This window comes from Stenotrophomonas sp. 24(2023), from assembly GCF_030913365.1.
Lineage (GTDB): Bacteria > Pseudomonadota > Gammaproteobacteria > Xanthomonadales > Xanthomonadaceae > Stenotrophomonas.
The window spans coordinates 4,379,589-4,400,761 of record NZ_CP133160.1; the positions used below are offsets into that span (position 1 = coordinate 4,379,589).

Sequence of the window (21,173 nt, forward strand, 5' to 3'; positions counted from 1 at the left end):
TCACGCCCCATGGACGCCCGTACCCCGCTTTCACCGCCCCTGCTCGGCCAGGACGACACCACCGGCAGCGAGTTCCTGCGCGGCCTGCGCGCGGGCGTGCCGGTGATGATCGGCTTCATCCCCTTCGCCCTGGTGCTGGGCGCGCAGGCCGCGCAGCAGGGCCTGTCCGCCCTGGAAGTGCCGCTGATGACCGGCCTGAACTTCGCCGGCGGCTCGGAATTCGCGGCGGTGGAGCTGTGGACCTCACCGCCGCACATCGCGCTGATCGTGGCCGTCACCGCGCTGGTCAACAGTCGCCACCTGCTGATGGGGGCCAGCCTGGCGCCCTTGCTGCAGCACCTGCCGCGCCGGCGCGTGCTGCCCGCGTTGTTCTTCATGTGCGATGAGAGCTGGGCACTGGGCGTGGCCGATGCCCGCCGCCGTGCGCTTGGCTTCAGCCTGCCCTACTACGTCGGCGTATCGGCCGGGCTGTATGTCATCTGGGTGCTGTGCACCACGCTGGGCGCGCTGGCCGGGCCGTTGCTGGGCGATGTGCATGCCTACGGGTTCGACATGGCCTTCCCGGCCGTGTTCCTGGTGCTGCTGCGGGGCATGTGGCAGGGGCTGCGCGCCGCGCGGCCCTGGCTGGTGAGCCTGGTGGTGGCCGCCGCCACCTCCCTGCTGGTGCCCGGTGCCTGGTACGTGGCCACCGGTGCCGTGGCCGGCCTGGCGGCAGCATGGCTGCTGGCCGGGAGGGACGCCTGATGCCCGCGCCGCACGACCTGATCCACTGGAGCTCATTGCTGGCCATCCTCGGCATGGCGGTGGTCACCTACCTCACCCGCATCATCGGCTTCCTGGCCCTGCGCAACCGCACCCTCAGCCGCCGCGCGGTCAGCGTGATGGAAGCCGCCCCCGGTTGCGTGCTGATCGCGGTGATCGCGCCGGATTTCGTGGCCGACCGCCCTGCCGACCTCATCGCGCTGGCCATCACCCTGGCCGCGGCCAGCCGCCTCTCGATGCTGCCCACGGTACTGATCGGCGTGGCGTCGGCAGCGGTGCTGCGCGCCGCCATGGGCTGACGCGCGCAGCCCTGCGACACCCGGTCGCAGGCCGGCGCGGCAGGCGCTTGACCCACGTCAAGCCTGCCCCCGCCCGGGGCGCGTATTTCTATGCAGGAACCCACTGCGCCGGCCCGGCCGGCCCCACGAGGACCCTGCGATGACCTACACCCCCGACAACCAGCAGCTGCTCGATGCCCTGCAGAACGTCATGGTGATTTCCACCACCGACCTGCAGGGCAACATCACCTATGCCAACGACCTGTTCTGCACGCTCACCGGCTTCGCCCGCGAAGAGCTGATCGGCCAGCCGCACAGCATGGTGCGCCACCCGGACGTACCCAAGGCCGTCTACAAGGACATGTGGGACACCATCAAGGCCGGCAACATCTGGACCGGCATCGTGCCCAACCTCGGCAAGGGCGGCGTGCTGTACGTGGTCGATACCACCGTGCAGCCGCTGTTCGACGCCCATGGCGGGATCACCGGGTACATCAGCATCCGCCGCGTGGTGAACGACCTGATGCAGGACTTCGAGCGGGTCGAATTCTGCAAGGACGCCTTCGACGACGCCTACGAGGCCGCGTGAACATCCCTGCCCCGATCACCCGGCTGCTGGTGGGCTTTGCCTCCGAATCGGGCAATGCCCAGGCGCTGGCCGAGCGCCTGGGCGCGGACCTGCAGCCGCACGCGCCGCAGGTGCTGCCGTTCAATGCGATCGACGTGGCCAGCCTCGGCCACGGCGACGTGCTGCTGGCGGTGTCCAGCTCGTTTGGTGATGGCGAACCGCCGGCCAATGGCGAACGCTTCTTCGCGCGCCTGCAGGCACAGCCCGCGCTGCCCGGCCTGCGCTATGCGGTGTTCGGCCTGGGTGACACCGGCTACCCGCGTTTCTGCGGCTTCACCAAGGCGCTGGACGCTGCACTGCTTGAACGCCAGGCGCACCCCTTGCTGCAGCGCGTGGATGCCGACCTGGGCTACGAACCGTTCTACCGCCAATGGCAACCGGTACTGGCGCAGGTGCTGTCCGGTGATGCCCGCGCAGGGCAACACCTGCGCCTGCAGGTCACCGCCTACCACCAGGACGCCGCCTTCCCGGCCCGCATCGTGGCGTGCCAACGCCTGTCCCGCAGCCACCCCGCGGCGTGGCACGTGCAGCTGGACATCAGCGGCAGCGGCATGGCTTACCGCGCCGGCGACACCCTGCACGTGGTGCCGGACAACGATCCGGCCCTGCTGCAGGCACTGGCCCACTGGTACGGCGACCCTGCGGCCGTCACCGCCCTGCACGACCGCGAACTGCGGCTGCCCGGCAAGGGCGTGCTGCGTGAACTGGCCCGCCTCAGTGGCAGCGAGGCATTGAAGGGCCTGCTGAAGATCAGCCGGAAACCCGAACTGGATGCCTACCTGCACGGCCTGGACCTGCTGGATGTGCTGCAGGACCACGCCACGCCGGACAACGTACCGCTGGCCACCCTGGCGGGGCTGCTCTCCCCCTGCCTGCCACGCGCCTATTCCATCGCTTCGCACCCGCACGGCCAGACCCTGGACCTGTGCGTGCGCGAAGTGCGCTATACCCTGCGCGGCCGGGAGCGTGTCGGCACCGCCACCGGCAGCCTGCTGCACGGGGCCGACACCGCCCGGGTGTACTGCCGCGCCAACCCCGGTTTCCATCTGCCCGGTGATGCACGCGCACCTCTGCTGATGGTGGGCACCGGGACCGGCATCGCCCCGCTGATGGGATTGCTGCAGGAACTGCAGGCCACCGGCAGCCGCCGCGAGGTACAGCTGGTGTTCGGCGAAAAGCACCGCGCGCAGGATTTCCTGTATCAGCAGCACCTGCAGGACTGGCAGGCCAGCGGCCTGATCACCGGCCTGCACACCGCGTTTTCCCGCGACGGCGCCGACAAGGTCTACGTGCAGGATGTGCTGCAGCAACGCCACCACGACGTGCGCCACCTGCTGGATCGTGGCGGGCACGTCTACCTGTGCGGCAACAAGGCGCATCTGGAAAACGCCGTGCGCAGCGCCATCGATGCCATCACCGGTGAGGACTGCTGGGCCCGCCTGCGTAACGAAAACCGACTGCACTGCGAGCTGTACTGACCCGCCGGGCCGGGCCCATCCTGCAGCCCGCAGGGATGGGCTGCCGCTGTGCCCTCAGTCTTCAATCCCATCGCCGGCTGCCAGCGCCGCCAGTCGCTGCGGCTGCAGCACCACCACCTGCCGCGGCTCCACCGCGATCAGCCCGTCGTCGGCCAGGCGCCGCATCACCCGGCTGGCGGTCTCCGGTGCCATGCGCAGGTAGTTGGCGATTTCGTTGCGCGCCATCACCAGCGGCACATGCGTGGCCGAGAACCCGCGCCGCGCGTAGCGCTGGGACAGGTCCAGCAGGAACGCCGCCATGCGCACGTCGGTGCGCTGCGGCGCCGACAGCACCGATGCCTTACCGATCTCCGCGCTCAACAGGCTGAACAACCGCGCCTGCAACCCCGGCATGCGCGTGGCCAGCACGCTCATCTTCGGGAACGAGAAGCGGCACAGGTACACCGTATCCAGCGCCACCGCATGGCACGGGTAACGCGCGCCGTGGATGCCGCTCAAACCGATCACTTCGCCCGGCAGATGGAAGCCCAGGATCTGTTCGTTGCCCTGCGCATCATCGTGCACCGTCTTCACCACGCCCGCGCGCACGGCAGCGATGGCGTCGAACGGATCTCCCGCGCGAAACAGTGCATCGCCTGCATGGAAGGGGCCTACGTGATCGACCAGCACATGCAGCTCACCCAGCGCGGCCTTGTCGTAGCCCTGCGACATGCATGCATCGGAAAACGCGCAGGTGCTGCAGAAATGCAGCGCATCCCCATCGTCGGCGGCGGCCGGGTTGGGCGTGGCCGCCGTGGCGGTACGGCGCGGCGCGCGCGGTGACGGCACGCTCATGGCGGGCCCGCGTCGCCTGCGTCCACCGCCAGCTGCACCTGCAGCACCTGCCCATCGTCCAGGTAGATCGGCAGCGACAGGTCCGGTGCCGGCGATGGCGCCAGTGCTTCCACCGTGGCGCGTGGCAGGACCACGCGGCAGAAGGTGCCGCCGTCCAGCAACACCGGCTGCTCGCCGCCGTGCAGCGACACCGCCACCGTCCAGCCGCCGGACGCACCGAAACCGGTGAAATTCTCGATGGATTCGCCGGCCAGCAGGGCCTGCAGATCCGCCATCGACAGGTGCAGGCGCAGCGACTGCTGGTGCAGCTGGACCTTCATCGGGCCTGCTCCGCGGCGGCGGTGCAGGCAAGGCAGTCGGCAGGTGAGGCAAGGTGCTCTGGAATCACAGGTTCAACGTCGAAGCGAAGATCGGTGGATAGTGTAGGGTGTCGCGCCGCCAGGCGGGGGATGGCTGTCGCCTGCCCACTGCTGGCGCCTGCGCCTGCCTGGATGCGGCGCGGTGCACCACCGTGGCACTGCCGATGAATGGGGAGTGCCACACCACAGCAGCCATCCCCGTTCTTCGCGGCGGAACGGCACGCGGGTCCCGGGGCGCCACGGCATGCTCAACGCGCGTTCTTCACAGTGCTTCCACGTCTTCCAATTCCAGCTGAAAGCCGTTCGCAGCCGATGGAAAAACGCCGCTATATTCCAGTCTCCCCAGACGAAGGAGGAGTGGAATGAACCTGACCTCGCAACACCTGAAGGTGGCCCGCGCACTCAGCGTGGCCCTCATCACCACCGTGAGCCTTGGCGCCTGCGCCACCTACAAGGATGAGTTCGCAACGATCAACTCACGCCTGGACCAACTCGATGTAAAGGTACAGGGCGCTGCACAGAGCGCCGAATCGGCCAACCAGTCCGCACAGCAGGCCAACCAGCGCCTGGATCAGATCGAGAGCCGCGTCCAGCAGCTCGAAAAAGCCCCCCGCCGCACGCCACGCGGGTAACCGCTCCTGCGCCCTCTGACGAATTTCTGAATCCGGACCCAGTGGCCCTCACCGGCCACTGGCGTCCACCCGCCATGCATTCCTGATGCCCGGGAGGCCGCTCATCCGAATCCCTTCATCCCCTGCACGCCGGGCCGTTCGTGCCGCGCTGGCCATGGCACTGGCGTTCGCGTGCGCCGGCGTGGCCAGCGCTGGAAACCCGGCCACACAGCCGCCCGCTGCTGTCGATGCGCTTCCACCGGACCAGCACGTTTCCGAAACGGTGATCGAACTGGCCGGCTGGGTGGTCGCCAGCAAGGACAGCCAGGGCTATCCGTTCGCGATCATGGACAAGGCGGCTGCGCAGATCCTCGTATTCGGTGGCGATGGCAAGCTTCGCGGCGCGGCACCGGCCCTGTTCGGCTCGGCCACAGGCGACCATTCGGCGCCCGGCGTCGCCGGCCTTGCCCTTCGCGCCATTCCAGGCCGGGACCGCACCACGCCTGCCGGGCGTTTCGTCGGCGGCTACGGTCCCTCGATCGATGCCGGGCGCGTGCTGTGGGTGGACTACGATTCCGCCGTTTCCCTCCATCCGACCCCACCCGGCCCCCCGGCCGAGAAACGTGCCGAACGGCTGGCCACACCCACGCCTGACGACAACCGCGTCACCCACGGTTGCATCAACGTCACACCCGAGTTCTACGAAGCGGTTGTGCACGCCACCTTCGAGCGTGGCGGTGTGTTCTACATCCTGCCGGACAAGGACTCCCTGGCAAGCACCTTCCCGGCCTTCGCGCAGAGCCGTGGGGCGGCGCAGGCCGACGACCGGAAGGACCACAGGCACGCCGGCAAGTAGCAGCAGGCCGGCGCACCGTTGCAGCCGCATCGGTCAGCGCACGGTGACAGGCTGCGCCGGAGCTCCTGCTTGTTGGCCGCCCCTGTCCCCCTTAGGATCGGCTTCCATCAGGGGACAGCCCGCCACGCGGTCAAGGCGCCGACGCATGCACGCAACACCGATGATGGTCCGGAACAGGGGGTGGTTCAGCTGTCTGCTGCTTTGCGCTGCGTTGCTGGGGGCCGGGTGCAGGCAGACGCCTGCGTCCCCCCAGGATCTCGGGGCAACCCTCGACGAAGCCGCCGCAACGCTGATCGAGCGGCCACTGCTTCACGCAACCTCCATCGGCGTCGTCTACCGAGGGCAGGCATTCATCCGCCATCGTGGCGACATGCAGGCAGGCCGGCCCAGCCCGCCGACCGACGCGACCCTGTATGAAATCGGCTCGTTGAGCAAGACGCTGGCGGGCGCGCTGATGGCCAATGCCGTGCTGGAACACCGGCTGGGCCTGGACGACGATGTTCGCCGCTATCTGCAGGGCGACTACCCGAACCTGCAGTACCAGGGCGAACCCATCCGCATCCGCCATCTGCTCTCGCATACGGGCGGGCTGCCGAACATGCTGCCGGAACGCGCCAACACCGTGCTGGCCGATTTCCTGGATCACGATACGCCCCGCAACCTCAACGCGATCTACGCGCACTACGGCAAGCCCGATTTCCTCAAGGACCTGCACAGCGTCGAGATCCATCAGGCCCCCGGCAAGACCTACGCCTACTCCAGCGCCGGCACCGAACTGGTGGCGCATATTCTGGAAACGGTCTATGCAAGCGACTACGAACAACTACTGCGCCGCTTCTTCCGCGATGCTGCCGGGATGACCGACCTGCGTATCCGGTTGAACGACGCCGACGCATCCCGGCTCGCGCCCGGCTACCACAGCGACAACACCGTGCCGACCACGCCCATGCCGGCGCTGCCGTGGGCCGCCGCTGGCGGCGTCAAGACCACCGTCCCGGACATGGTGAATTTCCTCCGGTTCCAACTGGGTGACAGCCCCGTCGTGGCGGAATCACATCGCGCCCTGGCCACGTTCGATCCGGAATTCAGCATCGGCTACTTCTGGAACATCGCCCGCGGCGACGCCGTGAAAGGTGATTACTACGTCCATCATGGCGGCGTACCCCGCTCGCAGTGTTACGTGTACATCCTGCCGAAGTACGATCTGGGCATCTTCATCATCACCAACCAGAGTGGCGACCAGACCGCGCGCGCCATGGAGAAGGCCGTGGACGCAGTGGTCAACCGGATCGCCGAACAGGAGCGCGCCGCTGGCACTGGCGTGTTCCGATGACACGCCGCCGCCCGGCATCATCGTCCTGTCAGCCGTCGCCCTGCCCCTGCAGCCGCGCGGCAAAATACCGCGTCGGCGACAGCCCCAGCGCCTTCTTGAACATGGTGATGAACGCCGTCACCGACTCATAGCCCAACCGTTCGGACACCCGCTGCACCGGCACGCCGGCGGCCAGTTCGCGCACGGCGATGAGCAGGTGCAGCTGCTGTCGCCACCTGCCGAATGACAGGCCGGTCTCGCGGGCGATCAACCGGGTGAGCGTGCGCTCGCCCAGTGCCAGTCGGCGTGCCCAGTCGGTGATGGTGCCGCGGTCTTCCGGGTGCGTGGACAACGCCGCCGCCAGCGCCTGGATCTTCGGGTGGTCGCTCACCGGCAGGTACAGCCGCTCGGCCGGCATCCGCACCAGCTCGTCCAGCAGCACGCGTGCCAGCCGGCCGGTATGCCCGTCCGGCGGGTAATCGAACGGCGCATCGGCCAGCTGCAGGATCATCTCGCGCAGCATCGGCGAAATCGACAGGGTCACGCACTGCGGCGGTAGTTCGACCACGCCGGGCTCAACGAACAGATAGCACAGGCGCGCATTGGCGGTGGCACGGTTGCTGTGCGGCATGCCGCCGGGAATCCAGACACCGCACTGCGGTGGCACGATCCACAGCGCATTGGCCACCTCGCAGCTGACCGCGCCATGCAGGGCCAGCACCAGCTGGCCCTTGCGGTGGTCATGCACCGGAATCTCGGCATCATGCTCGGCCACCTGCAGCCGCCGGGCCACGGCCGGCCGGTCGGTGGCATCGGGATGGACGTCGAAGCCGGGAAAGGAAATGCGAGCCATTCTCACATTGACCGGATTTAGCGATATGTTGTCATTGTAACGAGATTCGGCGCCCGGGGCGGCTGCCTACGATGGCGGCCATGCACATCCCCCACCCCATCGCCCTCCGCCGCTGGCGGATCCGGCGTTCGCTGGACCGCCCGCTGGCCCTGCTCACCTCACCCGCACTGAGGGCCGACCAGGAAGCCGCACTGTTTTCACTCAAATGCCTGCTGGCCGCCGTGCTGGGCCTGTACGTCTCGCTGCGCATCGGCCTGACCCGTCCGTTCTGGGTGGTGGGCACGGTGTACCTGGTCTCCCAGCCCCTTTCCGGGGCCACGCTCAGCCGCGGCCTGTTCCGCCTGCTGGGCACCGCCGGCGGGGCCGCGGCCACCGTGCTGCTGGTGCCGCGCTTTGCCAATGCGCCCCTGGTGCTCAGTGCGGCGCTCGCCGCCTGGATGGCGCTGTGCCTGTACCTGGCCATGCTGGACCGCACGCCACGCGCCTATGCGTTCCTGCTGGCGGGCTATACCACCAGCCTGATCGGCTTTCCCAGCGTGATGGCACCCGGCGAGGTGTTCAGCATCGCGCTGGTGCGCGTGCAGGAGATCGCCATCGGCATCCTCGCCGCCACGCTGGTGCACGCCCTGCTGCTGCCACGCCGGGTCGGGCCCCGGGTACGGCAGCGCGCAGCCGCCGTCCTGGCCGATGCCGAACGCTGGACCGCCGACATGCAGACCGGTGCGGCCGGCACGGCGCTGGCACAGGACCGCGCGAAGCTGGCCATGGACCTGCTGGAGCTGCACACGCTGTCCATCCACCTGCCGTTCGACAGTGCGCACGGCATCACCCAGGTTCAGATCCTGCGGGCACTGCATGACCGCCTGCTGGATGTACTGGTGCTGTCCAGCGCGGTGGATGATGCGCAGGCGCAGCTGCGTGCCACGGCGCACGGGCCCGCCGACGCCGGCAGCTGGACCGACCTGCTGCAGGCCAGCCTGTCGCGCCAGTGGGTGGAACTGGAGGCCGCGCAGCACGACTGCCGCCTGCTGGAGCGGCAGCTGCACAGCGCCGCGCCCGACTGGCGGCGGCGGGTGCCCCCGCATCTGGCCGGTGCCGCCAACGGGCATCAGCTGCACCGTGACCACCGGCTGGCCCTGCGCAGCGCCCTGGGCGCCTTCGTCGGCATCCTGCTCAGCTGCGCCCTGTGGATCGGCAGCGCGTGGCCGGACGGGGCCACGGCCGTGTCCATCATCGGCACCGCCTGCGTGCTGTTCGGTACCAGCGATGCGCCGGCGGGCAACGTGCTGCGCTACCTGGCCGGCTCTGCCATCGGCGTGGCCGTGGGGCTGGTGTACGGGTTGGCGGTGTTTCCGGCCGTCTCCGGCTTTCCCACCCTCATCGCGGTACTGGCACCGGCCCTGCTGCTGGGCGGCTGCTTCCTGGCACGGCCGCCGTACATCATGGCCGCGCTCGGCGTGCTGCTGACCTTCCCGCTGGTTGCCGGGCTGGGCGCAACGAATGCGTGGAGCTTCATCGGCGCGATCAACAGTGGCGTCGCGTTGTTTGCCGGCACCGGCGCGGCGCTGTGCAGCATGCTGCTGTTCCAGACCCTGGATGCCAACTACAGCCGGCGTCGTCTGCAGGATGTGCTGGCCGCGGGCATGGCCCGGCATGCGGCCGGACGCAGCGGGGATGCCACCGTGTGGACCAGCCGCATGGTGGACCGGCTGGGCCTGCTGGCACCGCGCCTGCGTGGCCATGCCGATGCTGCCGGGCTGCTGCGCCGCGCCTTCGCCGGCATGCGTGCGGCCATGGCGATCGCCGAACTGCGTGCACTGGGCAACGCGGCGATCAGCCCCAGCGCCCGCGCTGCGCTTGCCCCCCTGAACGCGTGCCTGGCCACGCCGCCGCGCAGCCCGTTCGCCACGCCCGTGCCGCCCGATGCCCGCGTGCTGCAGCGCCTGGAGCAGGCACGCACGGCCCTGCTGGCAGGCGATGCCCCCGAGCGCGCCGAACTGTTGCTGGCGCTGTCGAACCTGCGCCGCGACCTGCTTTCCCCCCTGACGCCCAGCGGAGGCCAACGCGATGGTGCCTGACCTTTCCATCGATGGTGTGTTCATTCCCGGCCTGGTCAACGTCGCGGTGATCGCCCTGCTGCTGGCGCTGCTGGCAACGCGCGGCCTGGCGCGCCTGGGGCTGTACCGCGTGTTTGCCAACGGCCCGCTGGTCGGCCTGTCCCTGTTCGTGATTTTCACCGCGCTGCTCACCCGCTTCGCGCCCCTGCTCGAGAACTGAAATGAAACCGATGCTCGTTGCCCTTGGCCGCTGGAGCGCCACGCTCTGCCTGTTTGCCCTGGCCGTGATTGCCGCACTGTCGATCTGGAACCGTTACGAGCGCCACCCGTGGACGCGTGATGGCCGTGTGCGTGCCGATGTGGTCCGCGTGGCCTCGGACCAGGGCGGGCTGGTCACCCAGGTACGGGTGCACGACAACCAGCGGGTCAGCGCCGGCCAGCTGTTGCTGGTGCTGGACCAGCCGCGCTTTGCCGCCGCACTGGAAAAGGCCGATGCGCGTGTCCGCAGCGCGCAGGCCACGCTGGCCCTGGCCCGCCGCGAATCCACGCGTGACATCGCCCTGGGCAACCTGGTGGCCGTGGAAACCCGCGAACAGAACGCGGCCAGGGTCGATACCGAAGTTGCCGGGCTGGCGCAGGCACAGGCCGAACGGAACGTCGCACTGCTGAACCTGCAGCGCACCGAAGTGCGCGCCACCGCCGATGGCATCGTGACCAACCTGGACCTGCACCCGGGCGACTTCCTGCAGCCCGGTGCGCAGGCCATGGCACTGGTGGCCACCGGCAGCCTGCGCATCGAGGGCTACTTCGAGGAAACCAAGCTCAACTGCATCACCGAAGGCGACCCGGCAACGGCGCGGCTGATGGGCGATGCCCGCGACCTGCACGGGCAGGTGGAAAGCATCGCCGCCGGCATCGCCGATGACCAGCGTTCCAGCACGCACAACCTGTTGCCGGCGGTGGCACCCACCTATCAGTGGGTACGCCTGGCCCAGCGCATTCCCGTGCGCATCCAGCTGGACGACGTGCCGCCGGACACCCGCCTGATCATCGGCCGCTCGGCCAGCGTCACGGTCACCCCCTCCCTGCAGGGGAACTGCAAGTGACGACCTGCCTGCGTCGCCTGGGCACGCTCGGCCTGGCGCTGTCGCTGGCCGGCTGCGTGTCCGGCCCGGACTACCACCTGCCCGCCAGTGCCGCTGCGGTGGCACCGGCAGCGCGCGGTGCCTTCGTCTCCGCCACCACGGCGGTCTCTACCCAGGCCGACCTGCCCGACCACTGGTGGCGGCTGTATGACGACCCGCAGCTGGAGGCCTACGTGGCCGAGGCGCTGCGCGCCAACACCGATCTGCGCGTGGCCGACGCCAACCTGCGCCGTGCCTCGGCACGGGTGCGGCAATCCCGGGCATACGGCGGGGTGGATACCGCCACGACGGCGTCGGCGACGTTCGCCGATGTCGGTGGCTACGCGCTGGCCACCACGTCGGTGCCCCAGGTCTATGCGCTGGGCATCACCTTGTCCTACCCGCTGGATCTGGCCGGCGGCATCCGCCGGGGCATCGAAGCGGCCAGCGCCGATGCCGACGCCGTGGCCGCCGCACGCGACCATGTGCGGACGGCGGTGGCCGCAGCGGTCACCCGTGCCTATCTGGGCGCCTGTTCGGCCAACCGCACACTGGCCGCCACGCAGCAGGTGCTGGACACACAGCGCGCCACGCTGGAGGCCACCACCCGGCTGGCAGCGGGGGGCCGCGGCACGGATTTCGATGTCAGCCGCGCGCGCGCCGCCGTGAACCGCGGCGCGGCGGCGTTGCCGCGCCTGGTGGCCGATCGGCAGGCGGCGGTATTCACCCTGGGCGCACTGATGGGCCGGCTGCCGGCCGACGCCCCGCAGGCGGCGGCACGCTGCACGCAGCCACCGCAGCTTCGCCAGCCCATTCCGGTCGGCAACGGCTGGCAGCTGATCCAGCGCCGCCCGGACATCCGTGCCGCCGAACGCCAGCTGGCCGCCGCCACCGCGAGGATCGGGATCGAGACCGCCGACCTCTATCCGCAGGTCAGCATCGGTGCTTCGGCAGGGACCGCCGGTACGTTCAGGCGGCTGCTGTCCGGTGACAGCTTCGGCGCCACCTTCGGGCCGCTGTTGTCCTGGCACTGGCCGAACCGCACACTGGCCAAGGCACGCATCGATGCGGCCGGGGCCGATGCCGACGCCGCGCTGGCATCGTTCGACGGCACGGTGCTGCAGGCCCTGCGGCAGACCGAGAGTGCGCTGTCATCGTATGCCCGGGAAATGGAGCGCGAGCAGAGCCTGGCCCGCGCCCGTGACGATGCCCGCCGTGCCAGTGCACAGGCCAGCAGGCTCTACCAGTCCGGCAAGATCGGCTTCCTGGACGTGCTGTCCGCGCAAGCCGCACTGGCCGACGCCGAATCGGCGCTGGAAGCCTCACGCGCACAATCGGCCGACCGCCAGGTGGACCTGTTCCTGGCACTGGGCGGGGGATGGTCGGCGATGGATGACGGGGCCGGGCACAGCCGATGAATGTCGGAAACCAGCAGGCACGGTGACAGTCCGCTTGCCGGCCACACCGGCTGCTTCTACGATCCGCCCATGGACGGGATGCGGCGCCAGGCCGACAAACACAAAGGGGTGCGATGGCGCCCTGTGCTCAACCTCGTGGCGCTTGCGATGGGCACCTGCGCTGCAGGCGTCGGCCTGCTCCTGGTCGCGCTTGCCATCTCCGGCCATGCCGTCCAGGGCCGGACGGGTGTGTACATGGCGGCTGCCACAGCACTTCTCCTGTCCACCCCACTGCTTGCGTTCCCGTTCTCCCGCGGGGTAGCGAAGAAGGCGCTTCTGCTGGTCCTGGCCGCGCTTGCGGGCTTCGCCCTCTGGGTGTCGTTCTGGCCGCAGGAGGGCGTCATCGTCCTGCCACGGGTGCAGGCCGCTGCCATCGCGTTTGCGGTGTTGCTGGCCTTCCGCATCTACCTGGGCAGAGGCCGCGGCAGCACACCCCATCGCTGACCGAAGGGTCGTGGCGGGGGCGGGCCACGCCGTGCCCGCTGCATCGGCATGGCGCCCGGTCGGCGGCATCGCCACGGCTGAATCCAAACCGGGCAGTTCCTGCATCCAAGATGCTGAAACCGCCGTGTCGGCCGGTGATCTGCGAGCGCGTCCCGTGACCATTTCCTTCCTTCCCTGCCTGGTGTCCCGCCACCTCAGGGCCACCACGCTGTGGGTGGCCGCGATCGTGGCCGGCATCACCGGCACCCTTGGCGCTCCGGCCACGGCCAGCCCCGTGTTGCCGGACACGCCGGCCGGGGCGATTGCCGGCCACCTGCTGGCCCAGATCAACATGGCCGATCCGGCCCGCATCCAGCAGTGGGCACCCTCGGTGCTGTCGCCCCGTATCGGTGCGGAAGACAGCAACGCCTTCATCGGTGACCTGACATCAGCCGCTCGCGACAGTGGTGGCGTGGACCTGTTCGATGTCCGTACCGATCCCCGTCAGCCCGGCCTGCTTGAAGTGGCCGTCAAAGGCCGCCGCGATGGCCGGCGTGCCCTGCTCTGGCTCGCTGCCGACCCGGACCAGCCTGCACAGCTGTCGCAGGCCATGGCCGTTGCGATGGACGATCCGGCCGTGTATGCGGGCTGGCCCAGCACCGGCACGCCGGCGACACCGGCATTGGCGCGCCTGATCCGCCAGGCGCTGGACCACCTTGTACGCAGCGATGATTTCTCCGGCTGCATCGCGGTGCAGCGCGAAGGCCAGATCATCTTCAACGAATGCCGGGGCCAGGCGGAGCGCAGCTTCCAGGTGCCCGCCACACCACAGACGCGCTTCCACATCGGTTCGATGAACAAGATGTTCACCGCCGTGGCCATCGCGCAGCTGGTCGAGGCCGGCAAGCTGTCATGGCAGGACACGCTCGCCCAGCATCTGCCGGAGTATCCCGACCAGGCAACCGCCGGGAAGATCACGCTATGGCAGCTGCTGCACCATACCGCTGGCCTGGGCGACTTCCTGGTCCCGGAGTACTTTGAACATGCCCAGCGCTTCGTCGAACCGGCCGACTATCTGGAGCTGATCGCCCGCCAGCCGCTGGCCGGCGAGCCCGGCACGCAATGGCGCTACAGCAACGCCGGCTACATGCTGCTGGGCCGTGTCATCGAAAAGGCCTCCGGCCAGCGCTACACCGACTACCTGCAGCACCACGTGTTCGGCCCGGCGGCGATGGCCGACAGCGGCTTCGATGCCATCGACGAGGTGGTGCCCCGGCTGGCCGTGGGCTATTACCGCGACGGGCTGTTCGCCACCGACTGGAAAGCGGCGTGGCTCAAGCTGGGCTACAAGGGCGGGCCTGCCGGTGGCGGCTACTCCACCACTGCCGATCTGCTGAAGTTCGCCACGGCGCTGCGCGCGGGCAGGCTGGTGCGGCCGGCGACGCTGGCCGCCATGTTCGACGACCGGGTGCCGGCCGGCCCCGGCAGCTATGCCGCCGGCTTCGGTGACCGCCTCTCGCAGGGGCGCCATATCCGCGGGCATGCCGGTGGCATCGAAGGCACCACCGCCAACCTGGCCATCGTGTGGGAAACCGGTGCCGCCGTTGCCATGACCAGCAACCAGGGCGCATCGCAGAACTGGATGCTGGCCGAACGCATCGCCGATCTGCTGGCCGCCGGGGACGCATCGCGCTGAATTCACGGCATGCGATGCTGCACGGTGCATGCCCCGTTTGTTTCCTCGCTTTTCTGGAGCTCTCCATGGATTTCATCTTCATTCCCCTGCTGGTCATGGCGGCACCGGTGCTGATCGTGCTGATCGTGCTCCGCTACCGCCACCTGCAGGCACAGGCGCGCTACAGCACGCTGCTGGCGCTGGCCGACAAGGGCGTGGAACTGCCCGACCGCCTGCTGTACGAACCCCTGCCGTCCACGATCGAACGGCGCCGTGCGTTCGTGCTGATCGGCGGCGGCATCGGTGTGATCGCCATGTTCCTGGCACTGCCCGGGCAGCTGGACAGCGGGCTGGGCATCAGCCGCTTGTGGGGCATCGGCCTGCTGCCCCTGATGACCGGGCTGGGCTACCTGGCCAGCTGGTGGTTCAACCGGCGCGGGGACGTGCGTGGCTGATGATGCGGCCGAGGCGCGCATCGATCTGGCCTTGGCCAGGCGCGTACAGCACAACGGTGACCGCCAGGCCTTCGAGCAGCTGGTGCGCCGCCATCAGGGCACGGTGCGCGCGCAGCTGCGGCGCCTGCTGCACGGTGACGACGCCACTGCCGATGACCTGGCGCAGGAGACCTTCGTGCTGGCATGGCGCAAGCTGGACCAGTTCCGTGGTGATGCGCGCTTTTCCACCTGGCTGTACCGCGTGGCCTACTCCTGCTTCCTGCAGGCACGGCGACGCCCCGCACAACCGGAGGGCGACGAGGACGGGGGGCTGGAGCAGCTGCCCGCCCCCCGCCAACGGATCGACCTGCAGCTGGACCTGGAACAGGCGATGCGCCGGCTGTCACCGGCTGAACAGGCCGTACTGCTGCATTGCGTGCAGCTTGGGCTGAGCCACGAGGAGGCCGCCTACGTGCTGTCCCTGCCGCTGGGCACGGTGAAGACGCATGCCCTGCGCGGCAGGGCCAAACTGAAGACATGGCTGGCGGCATGGCATCCTGCCGACGGCGACGAGGAATTCCCATGACGACCGATGACCCTGACGATATCGATGCGCTGCTGCGCGGGCAGTTTGCCGGCCCGGTAGCCGATGAGGGATTCAGTGCACGGGTGATGCAGCACCTGCCCCCGCGCCGGCGCACGCGCTGGCCGTTGTGGGCCGGCGCAGGGCTGGGCGTGCTGGCCTGCGCCGTGACCCTGGCCCGGGCCCCCCTGCTGCGCGCGGGCTGGGGGGACTGGCTGGCAGGGGCCCCTTCCCCCGCAGGCGCTGCAACCTGGGCGATCGCCCTGGCGGTTGCCGCACTGGTGATGGCCTGGGGCCTGGCCGAAGCCCGCGAGGCGTGAAGCCAGGCATGGCCTGGCGTTGCAGCGCAGGGCGCGTCAGTGCGCCAGCGCGAAATCCAGGCCCGCGCACACCGCCGCCACCTGGGCGTCGTTGCACTCCTGCGGGTTCGTCCGCGGGCTGTCCGGGTACACCTCGGTGGTCGTGGCATAGCGCGCATCGGTGAAGCCGGCGCACGCACCGATCGAACGCGATTCGCCCCAGACCACGCCGGTGGACTGCAGCGGCATGCCGGCCAGGTTGCCGTTGGCATCCGGCGGGGCGATGGCGGTGATCGGGGCCACGGCCGCAATCAGCGCCTTCTGGAATTCATGCTGCGGGTCTTCACTGTTGCCGATCACATAGAAGCCATCGGGAATGGCTTCGTAGCCGAGCGGCTTGCCGTCGCGCGCGCAGCGGGCCGGGTCGAACTCCTGCAGGTCGCTGTCGGTGGTTTCGTGCAGGTCCAGGTGCACGCGCAGGGTGGCGTTGCGGTCGGCCACGAAACGCATCAGCGCAGCGGCTTCCTCGATCTGCCCACCGTCACGGAAGCTCCGGTTCGGGTCGATGGCCTGGGGATTCCAGCGCTGGATGCGCTCGTAACCCCAGGGACACACGCAGGGGGCCACGATCAGGTTCAAGCGGCCCAGGTAGCCGATCGCATGCTGGTGCAGGAACTGCAGCGCGCCATGCACGCCGCTGGTTTCGTAGCCATGCACGCCACCGGTCATCAGCGCGGTCGGCAGCGCCGGGTTCCAGTCACGGTTCACCACCGCAAACAGCGGGTACTGGTCCGGTGCGTAGTCCAGCTGGCCGTACTGGATCACCTGCAGGCGCCCGTCCAGCGGCTGCAGGGCCGCCACCACATCGGTCTGGTAGCTGCGCTGGCGCTGCTGGCGCGCCCGCCACTGCGTCTTCTCCGCCTCGCCCCAGGGCTGGCCGGGGGTGCCGATCGGATAGAAATGCGCAGCGGTCATGGCGTGCTCCAGGGTCGAACTGAACGGGTACAGCCTCCCATTCTAAGCCCTGCGGCCCGGGCGCGGCCGCCCTCACCCGGCCCTTTCATGCTGGCCGGGTCATCTGGCTGTAAAATCAACGGTTTTTGGCCCCTCACCCCTTGATGGCGAACGCAGCGCAGCCGGTCCTGGGTGGACCGGATTTCCTCCGCCTGCTCGCCCGTCTCAGCGACGGCGCGATGCCGGCCACCAGTCCCGCCCTGACCGATCGCCTCGGCCAGTGGGTGGACTGGAACCGTGCCGTCGCCCTGTCCGCCGCGCTGACCGGGCGCCTGCCCGAGCCCGGCGGAGCCGGCGAGGCGGCAGACGATGTGCTGGCCGACTGCGCCCAGGCCGAAGCCAGCCTGCAGGCATCGATCCACGACGATGCCGAAGCCGAGCGCCTGCTCGACCTTGCCGAAGCCGCCGCCGCACCGAATTTCGCCTCGCTGCGGCAACGCTACCTGGTGCTGCAGCGGGCCATCCAGACCGCCACCGGGCGGCTGCGCGGGCGCCTGCGTGAGCAGCTGGTGCAGGTATCGCCCGCACTGGCGCGACTGGCCGAGGTCGATGCGGTGATGGAACAGACTCTCAGCCCGCGCGAACACGCGCTGCTGGCCACCGCGCCGGCAGTGCTGGGCACCCGCTTTGAACGCGTGCACGGCCAGCCCGGCTGGCGCGCGCCGTTCCGCCATGACATGCGCAGCCTGCTGCTGGCCGAGCTTGAACTGCGCTTCCACCCGATCCACGGGCTGCTTGCGGCCCTGCGCTCCCACTGACCGGAACACCATGTCCAGAACTGCATTCGCTGTCGTTGTTTTCCTTGTCGGGCTGCTGGCCGTGTGCTGGATCGGCATCGGCTATGTCGCGGTGCATCCGCTGGGGGCCGCCGTGGCGGCGGTCATCGCCGCCTGCTACATCACCGGTGGCGTGGAGCTGTACCGCTACCGGCAGGCCAGCAACGGCCTGCGCGCGGCACTGGGCGATCTTTCGGCTGCCAGCGAACGCCTGGCACCGTGGCTGGAGCGCGTGCCGGTGGGCCTGCGCAACGCCGTGCGCCTGCGCGTGGAAGGCGAGCGCACCGCCCTGCCCGGCCCGGTGCTGACCCCGTACCTGGTCGGCCTGCTGGTGCTGCTGGGCATGCTCGGCACCCTGCTGGGCATGATGGATACCCTGCGCGGCACCGGCCTTGCCCTGCAGAGCGCCACCGACATGGCCGCCATCCGCGGCTCGCTGGCCTCGCCGGTGCAGGGCCTGGCCGTGGCCTTCGGCACCTCGATCGCCGGCGTTGCCAGTTCGGCCATGCTGGGCCTGCTGTCGGCCCTGCTGCGCCGCGAGCGCCTGCAGGTGGTACAGCAGCTCGACCGCGCCATCGCCGGTGAACTGCACCCGTATTCACAGGCGTGGCAGCGCGCCGAGTCGCTGCGCCTGCTGCAGGCACAATCGGCCGCGCTGCCGGTGCTGGTGGACCGCCTGCAGGCGATGACCGCCGCGTTCGAACAGCACAGCACGGCAGCCAACGAACGCCTGCTGGCCGGCCAGGCCGACTTCCTCACCCAGAGCCAGGCGCTGCAGGAACGATTGGCGGTATCACTGCAGCAGTCGCTGCGCGACGGCGCCGAGGCCAGTGCCGCGGCCATCGGCGGTGCGCTGCAGCCGATGGCCGAAACCACGCTGGCTGGCCTGGCCCAGCATGGCCAGGCCCTGCATGCGCGCATCGAACAGGCGGTGCAGCAGCAGCTGACCGGCCTGGCCGACGGTTTCGAACGCAGCCGCACCGCCACCGAGGCCAGCTGGGCACGGGTGGTGGACGAACAGACCCGCGCACAGCAGACGCTGGTGGCCGATCTGCGCCAGCACCTGCACGCCTTCAGCGAAGGCCAGGGCGTACAGGCGCAGGCCCTGCTGGGCAGCATCGGTGAGCGTCTGCAGGCCGATGCCGAAGGCACGGCCGAGGCCTGGCGGACCGCCGCCGAGCGGCAGCAGGCGGTGAATCACGCACTGATCGAGCGCCAGCAACAGGCGCTGCAGGCCACCGGGGCGCAGCTGGATGCCCGCGCCGAGGCCGTGCTGCAGGCGCTGGACGCACGCCATGCCAGCCTGCAGGCCCTGCTGCAGGAGCACGAACAGCAGCGCCAGCAGGAATGGCAGGCCGCGCAGGCCGCAAGCACCGGTGCACACCGCGAGCTGCAGGACCACCTCGACGCCCGCGAACAACAGCGCCAGGCGCGCTGGGATGCCGCGGCGGCCGAACTGCAGCAGGCCCACGCCGCGCTGCAGGCGCAGCTGCAGGCCGGTGACGAACAGCGCCTGCAGCGCTGGAGCGATGCCCTGCAGGCCGTGTCGGCCGACCTGGCCACGCAGCAGCAGCAGGTCTGCGACGCGCTGGCACAGACCGCGCAGCAGATCGGCGACAACGGCCGCGCCCAGGCCCAGGCCACCCTGGCCGAAGTATCGACCCTGCTGCAGACCGCCGCGGCCGCGCCGAAGGCCGCCGCCGATGTCATCAACGAGCTGCGCACCTCGCTGTCGGACAGCCTGGTACGCGACAACGCCATGCTGGAAGAGCGTGGCCACCTGCTGGCCACCGTGCAGACGCTGCTGGACGCGGTCAACCATGCCTCGCATGAACAGCGCAGCGCAGTGGATGCCCTGGTCGGCGGCTCGGCCGAACTGCTGGAGCGCGTGGGCAGCCGCTTCACCGACCACATCAGCGCCGAGACCGGCAAGTTGGACGGCATCGCCGCACAGCTGGCTGGCAGTGCCGGTGATGTCGGCGAACTGGCCGGCAGGCTGGGCACGGCAGTGGCGCAGTTCGGCGCCGCCTCGACCGACCTGGCCGCGCGCCTGGAGCAGATCGGCGGCGCACTGGATGCCTCGCTGGCCCGCAGCGACGAACAGCTGGCCTACTACGTCGCCCAGGCCCGCGAAGTGGTCGACCTGAGCCTGCTCTCGCAGAAACAGGTGATGGAAGAACTGCAGCAGCTGGCCACGCGCCGCGGCAAGGCCGGCACCGCATGAGCGATGACATCGAAGTCGACGGCGGATCGCACGCCCCCATCTGGGCCGCCTTCGGCGATCTGATGTCGGTGCTGCTGGGCGCGTTCGTGCTGATCCTGGTCGGCGTGGTCGCGGTGCAGCTGGAGCTGTCGCAGCGGCTGGAGGACGAGGTGAAGCAGCGCCAGGCCGAAGCCAAGCGCCTGCAGACCCTCGAACAGGCCCTGGCCGGCCCGCTCGCCGCCGGCCGGGTGACGCTGGTCGATGGCCGCATCGGCATCAGCGGCAGCGTGCTGTTCGCCCTCAATTCCGACCAGCTGCAACCGGAAGGCCAGGAGCTGCTGCGCAGCCTGGCCGCCCCGCTGGCCGCCTACCTGGGCAGCCGCGAAGAAATCCTGATGGTCAGCGGCTTCACCGACGACGCCCCGATCCGCGATGGCAACCGCCGTTTCGCCGACAACTGGGAGCTGTCCGCACAGCGTTCGTTGACCGTCACCCGCACCCTGATCGCCGATGGCGTGCCCGCCGACGCGGTGTTTGCCGCCGCCTTCGGCAGCGAGCAGCCGGTCAGTTCCAATACCAGCGAAGACGGCCGCGCACGCAACCGCCGCGTGGAGATCGCACCGATTGCCAAGCCCAAGGCGAATGCTGCCGCCGCCCGCCCCACGGCCACCGATGGCCACTAAGCCCGCCGCCGACAGCCTGCAGGCGCTGGTGCGTGATCTGGATACCGGATCGCGCGCGTTGCCGCACTACCCACACGTGCCGATGCTGGACGAGGCACGGCGCAGCTGGTCCGAACTGCGCAGCGAACTGCAGGTGCGCCGCTCGCTGCGCACCGAAGCCCCCGCCGACGGTGGCCCGCTGAATTCGGCCGTGCTGGTGCAGCGCATGCTCGACACGATGCAGCAGGCCAGCCCCGGCTACCTGCGGCATTTCATCGATTACATCGACACCCTGTCGTGGCTGCAGGCACGGCAGGACAGCGCCGCCAGCGGCGCTGACGCACCGAAGCCCAAGCGCACGCGCAAGCCCCGCGCCGCCAAGGCCAGCGACGGTTGACGTAGACGATTCAAACGCCCCGGGCACTGCTGCTGCCCCGCCCCCGGGTAGCGTCGCCCCATCCTGCAGGCACCCCGACAGCCGTTCGCATGCAGGCC

At 69.7% G+C, this 21,173-nt stretch carries 24 protein-coding genes; 20 read left to right on the forward strand and 4 right to left on the reverse strand.

Annotated features, from left to right (window positions below; all coding sequences use genetic code 11):
• The first annotated feature begins 9 nt into the window (after window positions 1-9).
• From Q9R17_RS19905 to Q9R17_RS19920, 4 genes are all read left to right on the forward strand, one after another.
• Complete coding sequence (locus Q9R17_RS19905; RefSeq protein ID WP_308156307.1) at window positions 10-744, forward strand: AzlC family ABC transporter permease; 735 nt, start codon at window positions 10-12, stop codon at window positions 742-744.
• Window positions 744-1,061, forward strand: a complete 318-nt coding sequence (locus Q9R17_RS19910; protein ID WP_308156308.1) for an AzlD family protein — start codon at window positions 744-746, stop codon at window positions 1,059-1,061. Before Q9R17_RS19905 ends, Q9R17_RS19910 begins: the two co-directional genes overlap by 1 nt.
• Window positions 1,062-1,200: 139 nt before the next feature.
• Window positions 1,201-1,629, forward strand: a complete 429-nt coding sequence (locus tag Q9R17_RS19915) for a PAS domain-containing protein (RefSeq protein ID WP_308156309.1) — start codon at window positions 1,201-1,203, stop codon at window positions 1,627-1,629.
• A complete protein-coding gene (locus Q9R17_RS19920; protein ID WP_308156310.1) occupies window positions 1,626-3,146 on the forward strand; it encodes a sulfite reductase flavoprotein subunit alpha in 1,521 nt (506 codons plus the stop codon). Before Q9R17_RS19915 ends, Q9R17_RS19920 begins: the two co-directional genes overlap by 4 nt.
• 54 nt (window positions 3,147-3,200) lie before the next feature.
• Here Q9R17_RS19920 and Q9R17_RS19925 read toward each other — a convergent pair whose 3' ends face one another.
• Together Q9R17_RS19925 and Q9R17_RS19930 are read right to left on the reverse strand one after the other, a co-directional pair.
• On the reverse strand, window positions 3,201-3,980 hold the full coding sequence (locus Q9R17_RS19925) for a helix-turn-helix domain-containing protein (protein WP_308156311.1): 780 nt from the start codon (window positions 3,978-3,980) through the stop codon (window positions 3,201-3,203).
• On the reverse strand, window positions 3,977-4,300 hold the full coding sequence (locus Q9R17_RS19930) for a hypothetical protein (RefSeq protein WP_308156312.1): 324 nt from the start codon (window positions 4,298-4,300) through the stop codon (window positions 3,977-3,979). Before Q9R17_RS19930 ends, Q9R17_RS19925 begins: the two co-directional genes overlap by 4 nt.
• Before the next feature lie 401 nt (window positions 4,301-4,701).
• Here Q9R17_RS19930 and Q9R17_RS19935 point away from each other — a divergent pair, with 401 nt between their 5' ends.
• The 3 genes from Q9R17_RS19935 to Q9R17_RS19945 all read left to right on the forward strand — a co-directional run bounded on the left by Q9R17_RS19935 (window position 4,702) and on the right by Q9R17_RS19945 (window position 7,139).
• On the forward strand, window positions 4,702-4,971 hold the full coding sequence (locus Q9R17_RS19935; protein ID WP_308156313.1) for a hypothetical protein: 270 nt from the start codon (window positions 4,702-4,704) through the stop codon (window positions 4,969-4,971).
• A 154-nt stretch (window positions 4,972-5,125) separates the two neighbouring features.
• Window positions 5,126-5,806, forward strand: a complete 681-nt coding sequence (locus tag Q9R17_RS19940) for a hypothetical protein (protein WP_308156314.1) — start codon at window positions 5,126-5,128, stop codon at window positions 5,804-5,806.
• A 145-nt stretch (window positions 5,807-5,951) separates the two neighbouring features.
• Window positions 5,952-7,139 carry a serine hydrolase domain-containing protein gene (locus Q9R17_RS19945; protein ID WP_308156315.1) on the forward strand — a complete coding sequence of 396 codons (1,188 nt, stop codon included), beginning with the start codon at window positions 5,952-5,954 and terminating at the stop codon, window positions 7,137-7,139.
• 28 nt (window positions 7,140-7,167) lie between these two features.
• On the opposite strand, the gene Q9R17_RS19950 is transcribed toward Q9R17_RS19945, so the two are convergent.
• Complete coding sequence (locus Q9R17_RS19950) at window positions 7,168-7,971, reverse strand: helix-turn-helix transcriptional regulator (protein WP_308156316.1); 804 nt, start codon at window positions 7,969-7,971, stop codon at window positions 7,168-7,170.
• Window positions 7,972-8,051: 80 nt separating this feature from the next.
• Here Q9R17_RS19950 and Q9R17_RS19955 point away from each other — a divergent pair, with 80 nt between their 5' ends.
• The 9 genes from Q9R17_RS19955 to Q9R17_RS19995 all read left to right on the forward strand — a co-directional run bounded on the left by Q9R17_RS19955 (window position 8,052) and on the right by Q9R17_RS19995 (window position 16,044).
• A complete protein-coding gene (locus Q9R17_RS19955; protein WP_308156317.1) occupies window positions 8,052-10,049 on the forward strand; it encodes an FUSC family protein in 1,998 nt (665 codons plus the stop codon).
• A complete protein-coding gene (locus tag Q9R17_RS19960; protein ID WP_308156318.1) occupies window positions 10,039-10,248 on the forward strand; it encodes a DUF1656 domain-containing protein in 210 nt (69 codons plus the stop codon). The genes Q9R17_RS19955 and Q9R17_RS19960 overlap by 11 nt, the downstream gene beginning before the upstream one ends.
• A 1-nt stretch (window position 10,249) precedes the next feature.
• Window positions 10,250-11,134, forward strand: a complete 885-nt coding sequence (locus Q9R17_RS19965) for a biotin/lipoyl-binding protein (RefSeq protein WP_308156319.1) — start codon at window positions 10,250-10,252, stop codon at window positions 11,132-11,134.
• Window positions 11,131-12,570: an efflux transporter outer membrane subunit gene (locus Q9R17_RS19970; RefSeq protein ID WP_308156320.1), complete on the forward strand. Its 1,440-nt coding sequence runs from the start codon at window positions 11,131-11,133 to the stop codon at window positions 12,568-12,570. The genes Q9R17_RS19965 and Q9R17_RS19970 overlap by 4 nt, the downstream gene beginning before the upstream one ends.
• Window positions 12,571-13,053, forward strand: coding sequence for a hypothetical protein (locus Q9R17_RS19975; RefSeq protein WP_308156321.1), 483 nt, complete (start codon window positions 12,571-12,573; stop codon window positions 13,051-13,053).
• Window positions 13,054-13,207: 154 nt separating this feature from the next.
• Window positions 13,208-14,728: a serine hydrolase domain-containing protein gene (locus tag Q9R17_RS19980; RefSeq protein WP_308156322.1), complete on the forward strand. Its 1,521-nt coding sequence runs from the start codon at window positions 13,208-13,210 to the stop codon at window positions 14,726-14,728.
• A 65-nt stretch (window positions 14,729-14,793) separates the two neighbouring features.
• Entirely contained in the window at window positions 14,794-15,162 is a 369-nt protein-coding gene (locus Q9R17_RS19985; RefSeq protein WP_308156323.1) for a DUF6249 domain-containing protein, read from the forward strand.
• Window positions 15,155-15,727, forward strand: coding sequence for a sigma-70 family RNA polymerase sigma factor (locus Q9R17_RS19990; protein WP_308156324.1), 573 nt, complete (start codon window positions 15,155-15,157; stop codon window positions 15,725-15,727). The genes Q9R17_RS19985 and Q9R17_RS19990 overlap by 8 nt, the downstream gene beginning before the upstream one ends.
• Entirely contained in the window at window positions 15,724-16,044 is a 321-nt protein-coding gene (locus tag Q9R17_RS19995; RefSeq protein WP_308156325.1) for a hypothetical protein, read from the forward strand. Before Q9R17_RS19990 ends, Q9R17_RS19995 begins: the two co-directional genes overlap by 4 nt.
• A gap of 36 nt (window positions 16,045-16,080) precedes the next feature.
• Here the strand turns inward: Q9R17_RS19995 and Q9R17_RS20000 are convergent, their stop codons facing one another.
• A complete protein-coding gene (locus Q9R17_RS20000) occupies window positions 16,081-16,998 on the reverse strand; it encodes a M14 family metallocarboxypeptidase (protein WP_308156326.1) in 918 nt (305 codons plus the stop codon).
• Window positions 16,999-17,141: 143 nt separating this feature from the next.
• On the opposite strand from Q9R17_RS20000, the gene Q9R17_RS20005 reads away from it, so the two are divergent.
• The 4 genes from Q9R17_RS20005 to Q9R17_RS20020 are packed head-to-tail and all read left to right on the forward strand — an operon-like array spanning window position 17,142 to window position 21,075.
• On the forward strand, window positions 17,142-17,795 hold the full coding sequence (locus tag Q9R17_RS20005) for a DUF3348 family protein (protein WP_308156327.1): 654 nt from the start codon (window positions 17,142-17,144) through the stop codon (window positions 17,793-17,795).
• 10 nt (window positions 17,796-17,805) lie between these two features.
• Window positions 17,806-20,037: a DUF802 domain-containing protein gene (locus Q9R17_RS20010; RefSeq protein WP_308156328.1), complete on the forward strand. Its 2,232-nt coding sequence runs from the start codon at window positions 17,806-17,808 to the stop codon at window positions 20,035-20,037.
• Window positions 20,034-20,699 (forward strand): OmpA family protein, encoded by a 666-nt coding sequence (locus Q9R17_RS20015; protein ID WP_308156329.1) that lies wholly within the window; start codon window positions 20,034-20,036, stop codon window positions 20,697-20,699. The genes Q9R17_RS20010 and Q9R17_RS20015 overlap by 4 nt, the downstream gene beginning before the upstream one ends.
• Window positions 20,689-21,075 carry a DUF2894 domain-containing protein gene (locus tag Q9R17_RS20020; protein WP_308156330.1) on the forward strand — a complete coding sequence of 129 codons (387 nt, stop codon included), beginning with the start codon at window positions 20,689-20,691 and terminating at the stop codon, window positions 21,073-21,075. Before Q9R17_RS20015 ends, Q9R17_RS20020 begins: the two co-directional genes overlap by 11 nt.
• Window positions 21,076-21,173: the final 98 nt, after the last annotated feature.

Coding starts and splice junctions, on each gene's coding strand:
- Q9R17_RS19905 (WP_308156307.1), top strand. CDS start 10: ATGGACGCCCGTACCCCGCTTTCACCGCCCCTGCTCGGCCAGGACGAC.
- Q9R17_RS19910 (WP_308156308.1), top strand. CDS start 744: ATGCCCGCGCCGCACGACCTGATCCACTGGAGCTCATTGCTGGCCATC.
- Q9R17_RS19940 (WP_308156314.1), top strand. CDS start 5,126: ATGGCACTGGCGTTCGCGTGCGCCGGCGTGGCCAGCGCTGGAAACCCG.
- Q9R17_RS19915 (WP_308156309.1), top strand. CDS start 1,201: ATGACCTACACCCCCGACAACCAGCAGCTGCTCGATGCCCTGCAGAAC.
- Q9R17_RS19950 (WP_308156316.1), bottom strand. CDS start 7,971: ATGGCTCGCATTTCCTTTCCCGGCTTCGACGTCCATCCCGATGCCACC.
- Q9R17_RS20020 (WP_308156330.1), top strand. CDS start 20,689: ATGGCCACTAAGCCCGCCGCCGACAGCCTGCAGGCGCTGGTGCGTGAT.
- Q9R17_RS19935 (WP_308156313.1), top strand. CDS start 4,702: ATGAACCTGACCTCGCAACACCTGAAGGTGGCCCGCGCACTCAGCGTG.
- Q9R17_RS19930 (WP_308156312.1), bottom strand. CDS start 4,300: ATGAAGGTCCAGCTGCACCAGCAGTCGCTGCGCCTGCACCTGTCGATG.
- Q9R17_RS19995 (WP_308156325.1), top strand. CDS start 15,724: ATGACGACCGATGACCCTGACGATATCGATGCGCTGCTGCGCGGGCAG.
- Q9R17_RS19960 (WP_308156318.1), top strand. CDS start 10,039: ATGGTGCCTGACCTTTCCATCGATGGTGTGTTCATTCCCGGCCTGGTC.
- Q9R17_RS20000 (WP_308156326.1), bottom strand. CDS start 16,998: ATGACCGCTGCGCATTTCTATCCGATCGGCACCCCCGGCCAGCCCTGG.
- Q9R17_RS20010 (WP_308156328.1), top strand. CDS start 17,806: ATGTCCAGAACTGCATTCGCTGTCGTTGTTTTCCTTGTCGGGCTGCTG.
- Q9R17_RS19985 (WP_308156323.1), top strand. CDS start 14,794: ATGGATTTCATCTTCATTCCCCTGCTGGTCATGGCGGCACCGGTGCTG.
- Q9R17_RS19945 (WP_308156315.1), top strand. CDS start 5,952: ATGCACGCAACACCGATGATGGTCCGGAACAGGGGGTGGTTCAGCTGT.
- Q9R17_RS20005 (WP_308156327.1), top strand. CDS start 17,142: ATGGCGAACGCAGCGCAGCCGGTCCTGGGTGGACCGGATTTCCTCCGC.
- Q9R17_RS19925 (WP_308156311.1), bottom strand. CDS start 3,980: ATGAGCGTGCCGTCACCGCGCGCGCCGCGCCGTACCGCCACGGCGGCC.
- Q9R17_RS19965 (WP_308156319.1), top strand. CDS start 10,250: ATGAAACCGATGCTCGTTGCCCTTGGCCGCTGGAGCGCCACGCTCTGC.
- Q9R17_RS19955 (WP_308156317.1), top strand. CDS start 8,052: ATGCACATCCCCCACCCCATCGCCCTCCGCCGCTGGCGGATCCGGCGT.
- Q9R17_RS19975 (WP_308156321.1), top strand. CDS start 12,571: ATGTCGGAAACCAGCAGGCACGGTGACAGTCCGCTTGCCGGCCACACC.
- Q9R17_RS20015 (WP_308156329.1), top strand. CDS start 20,034: ATGAGCGATGACATCGAAGTCGACGGCGGATCGCACGCCCCCATCTGG.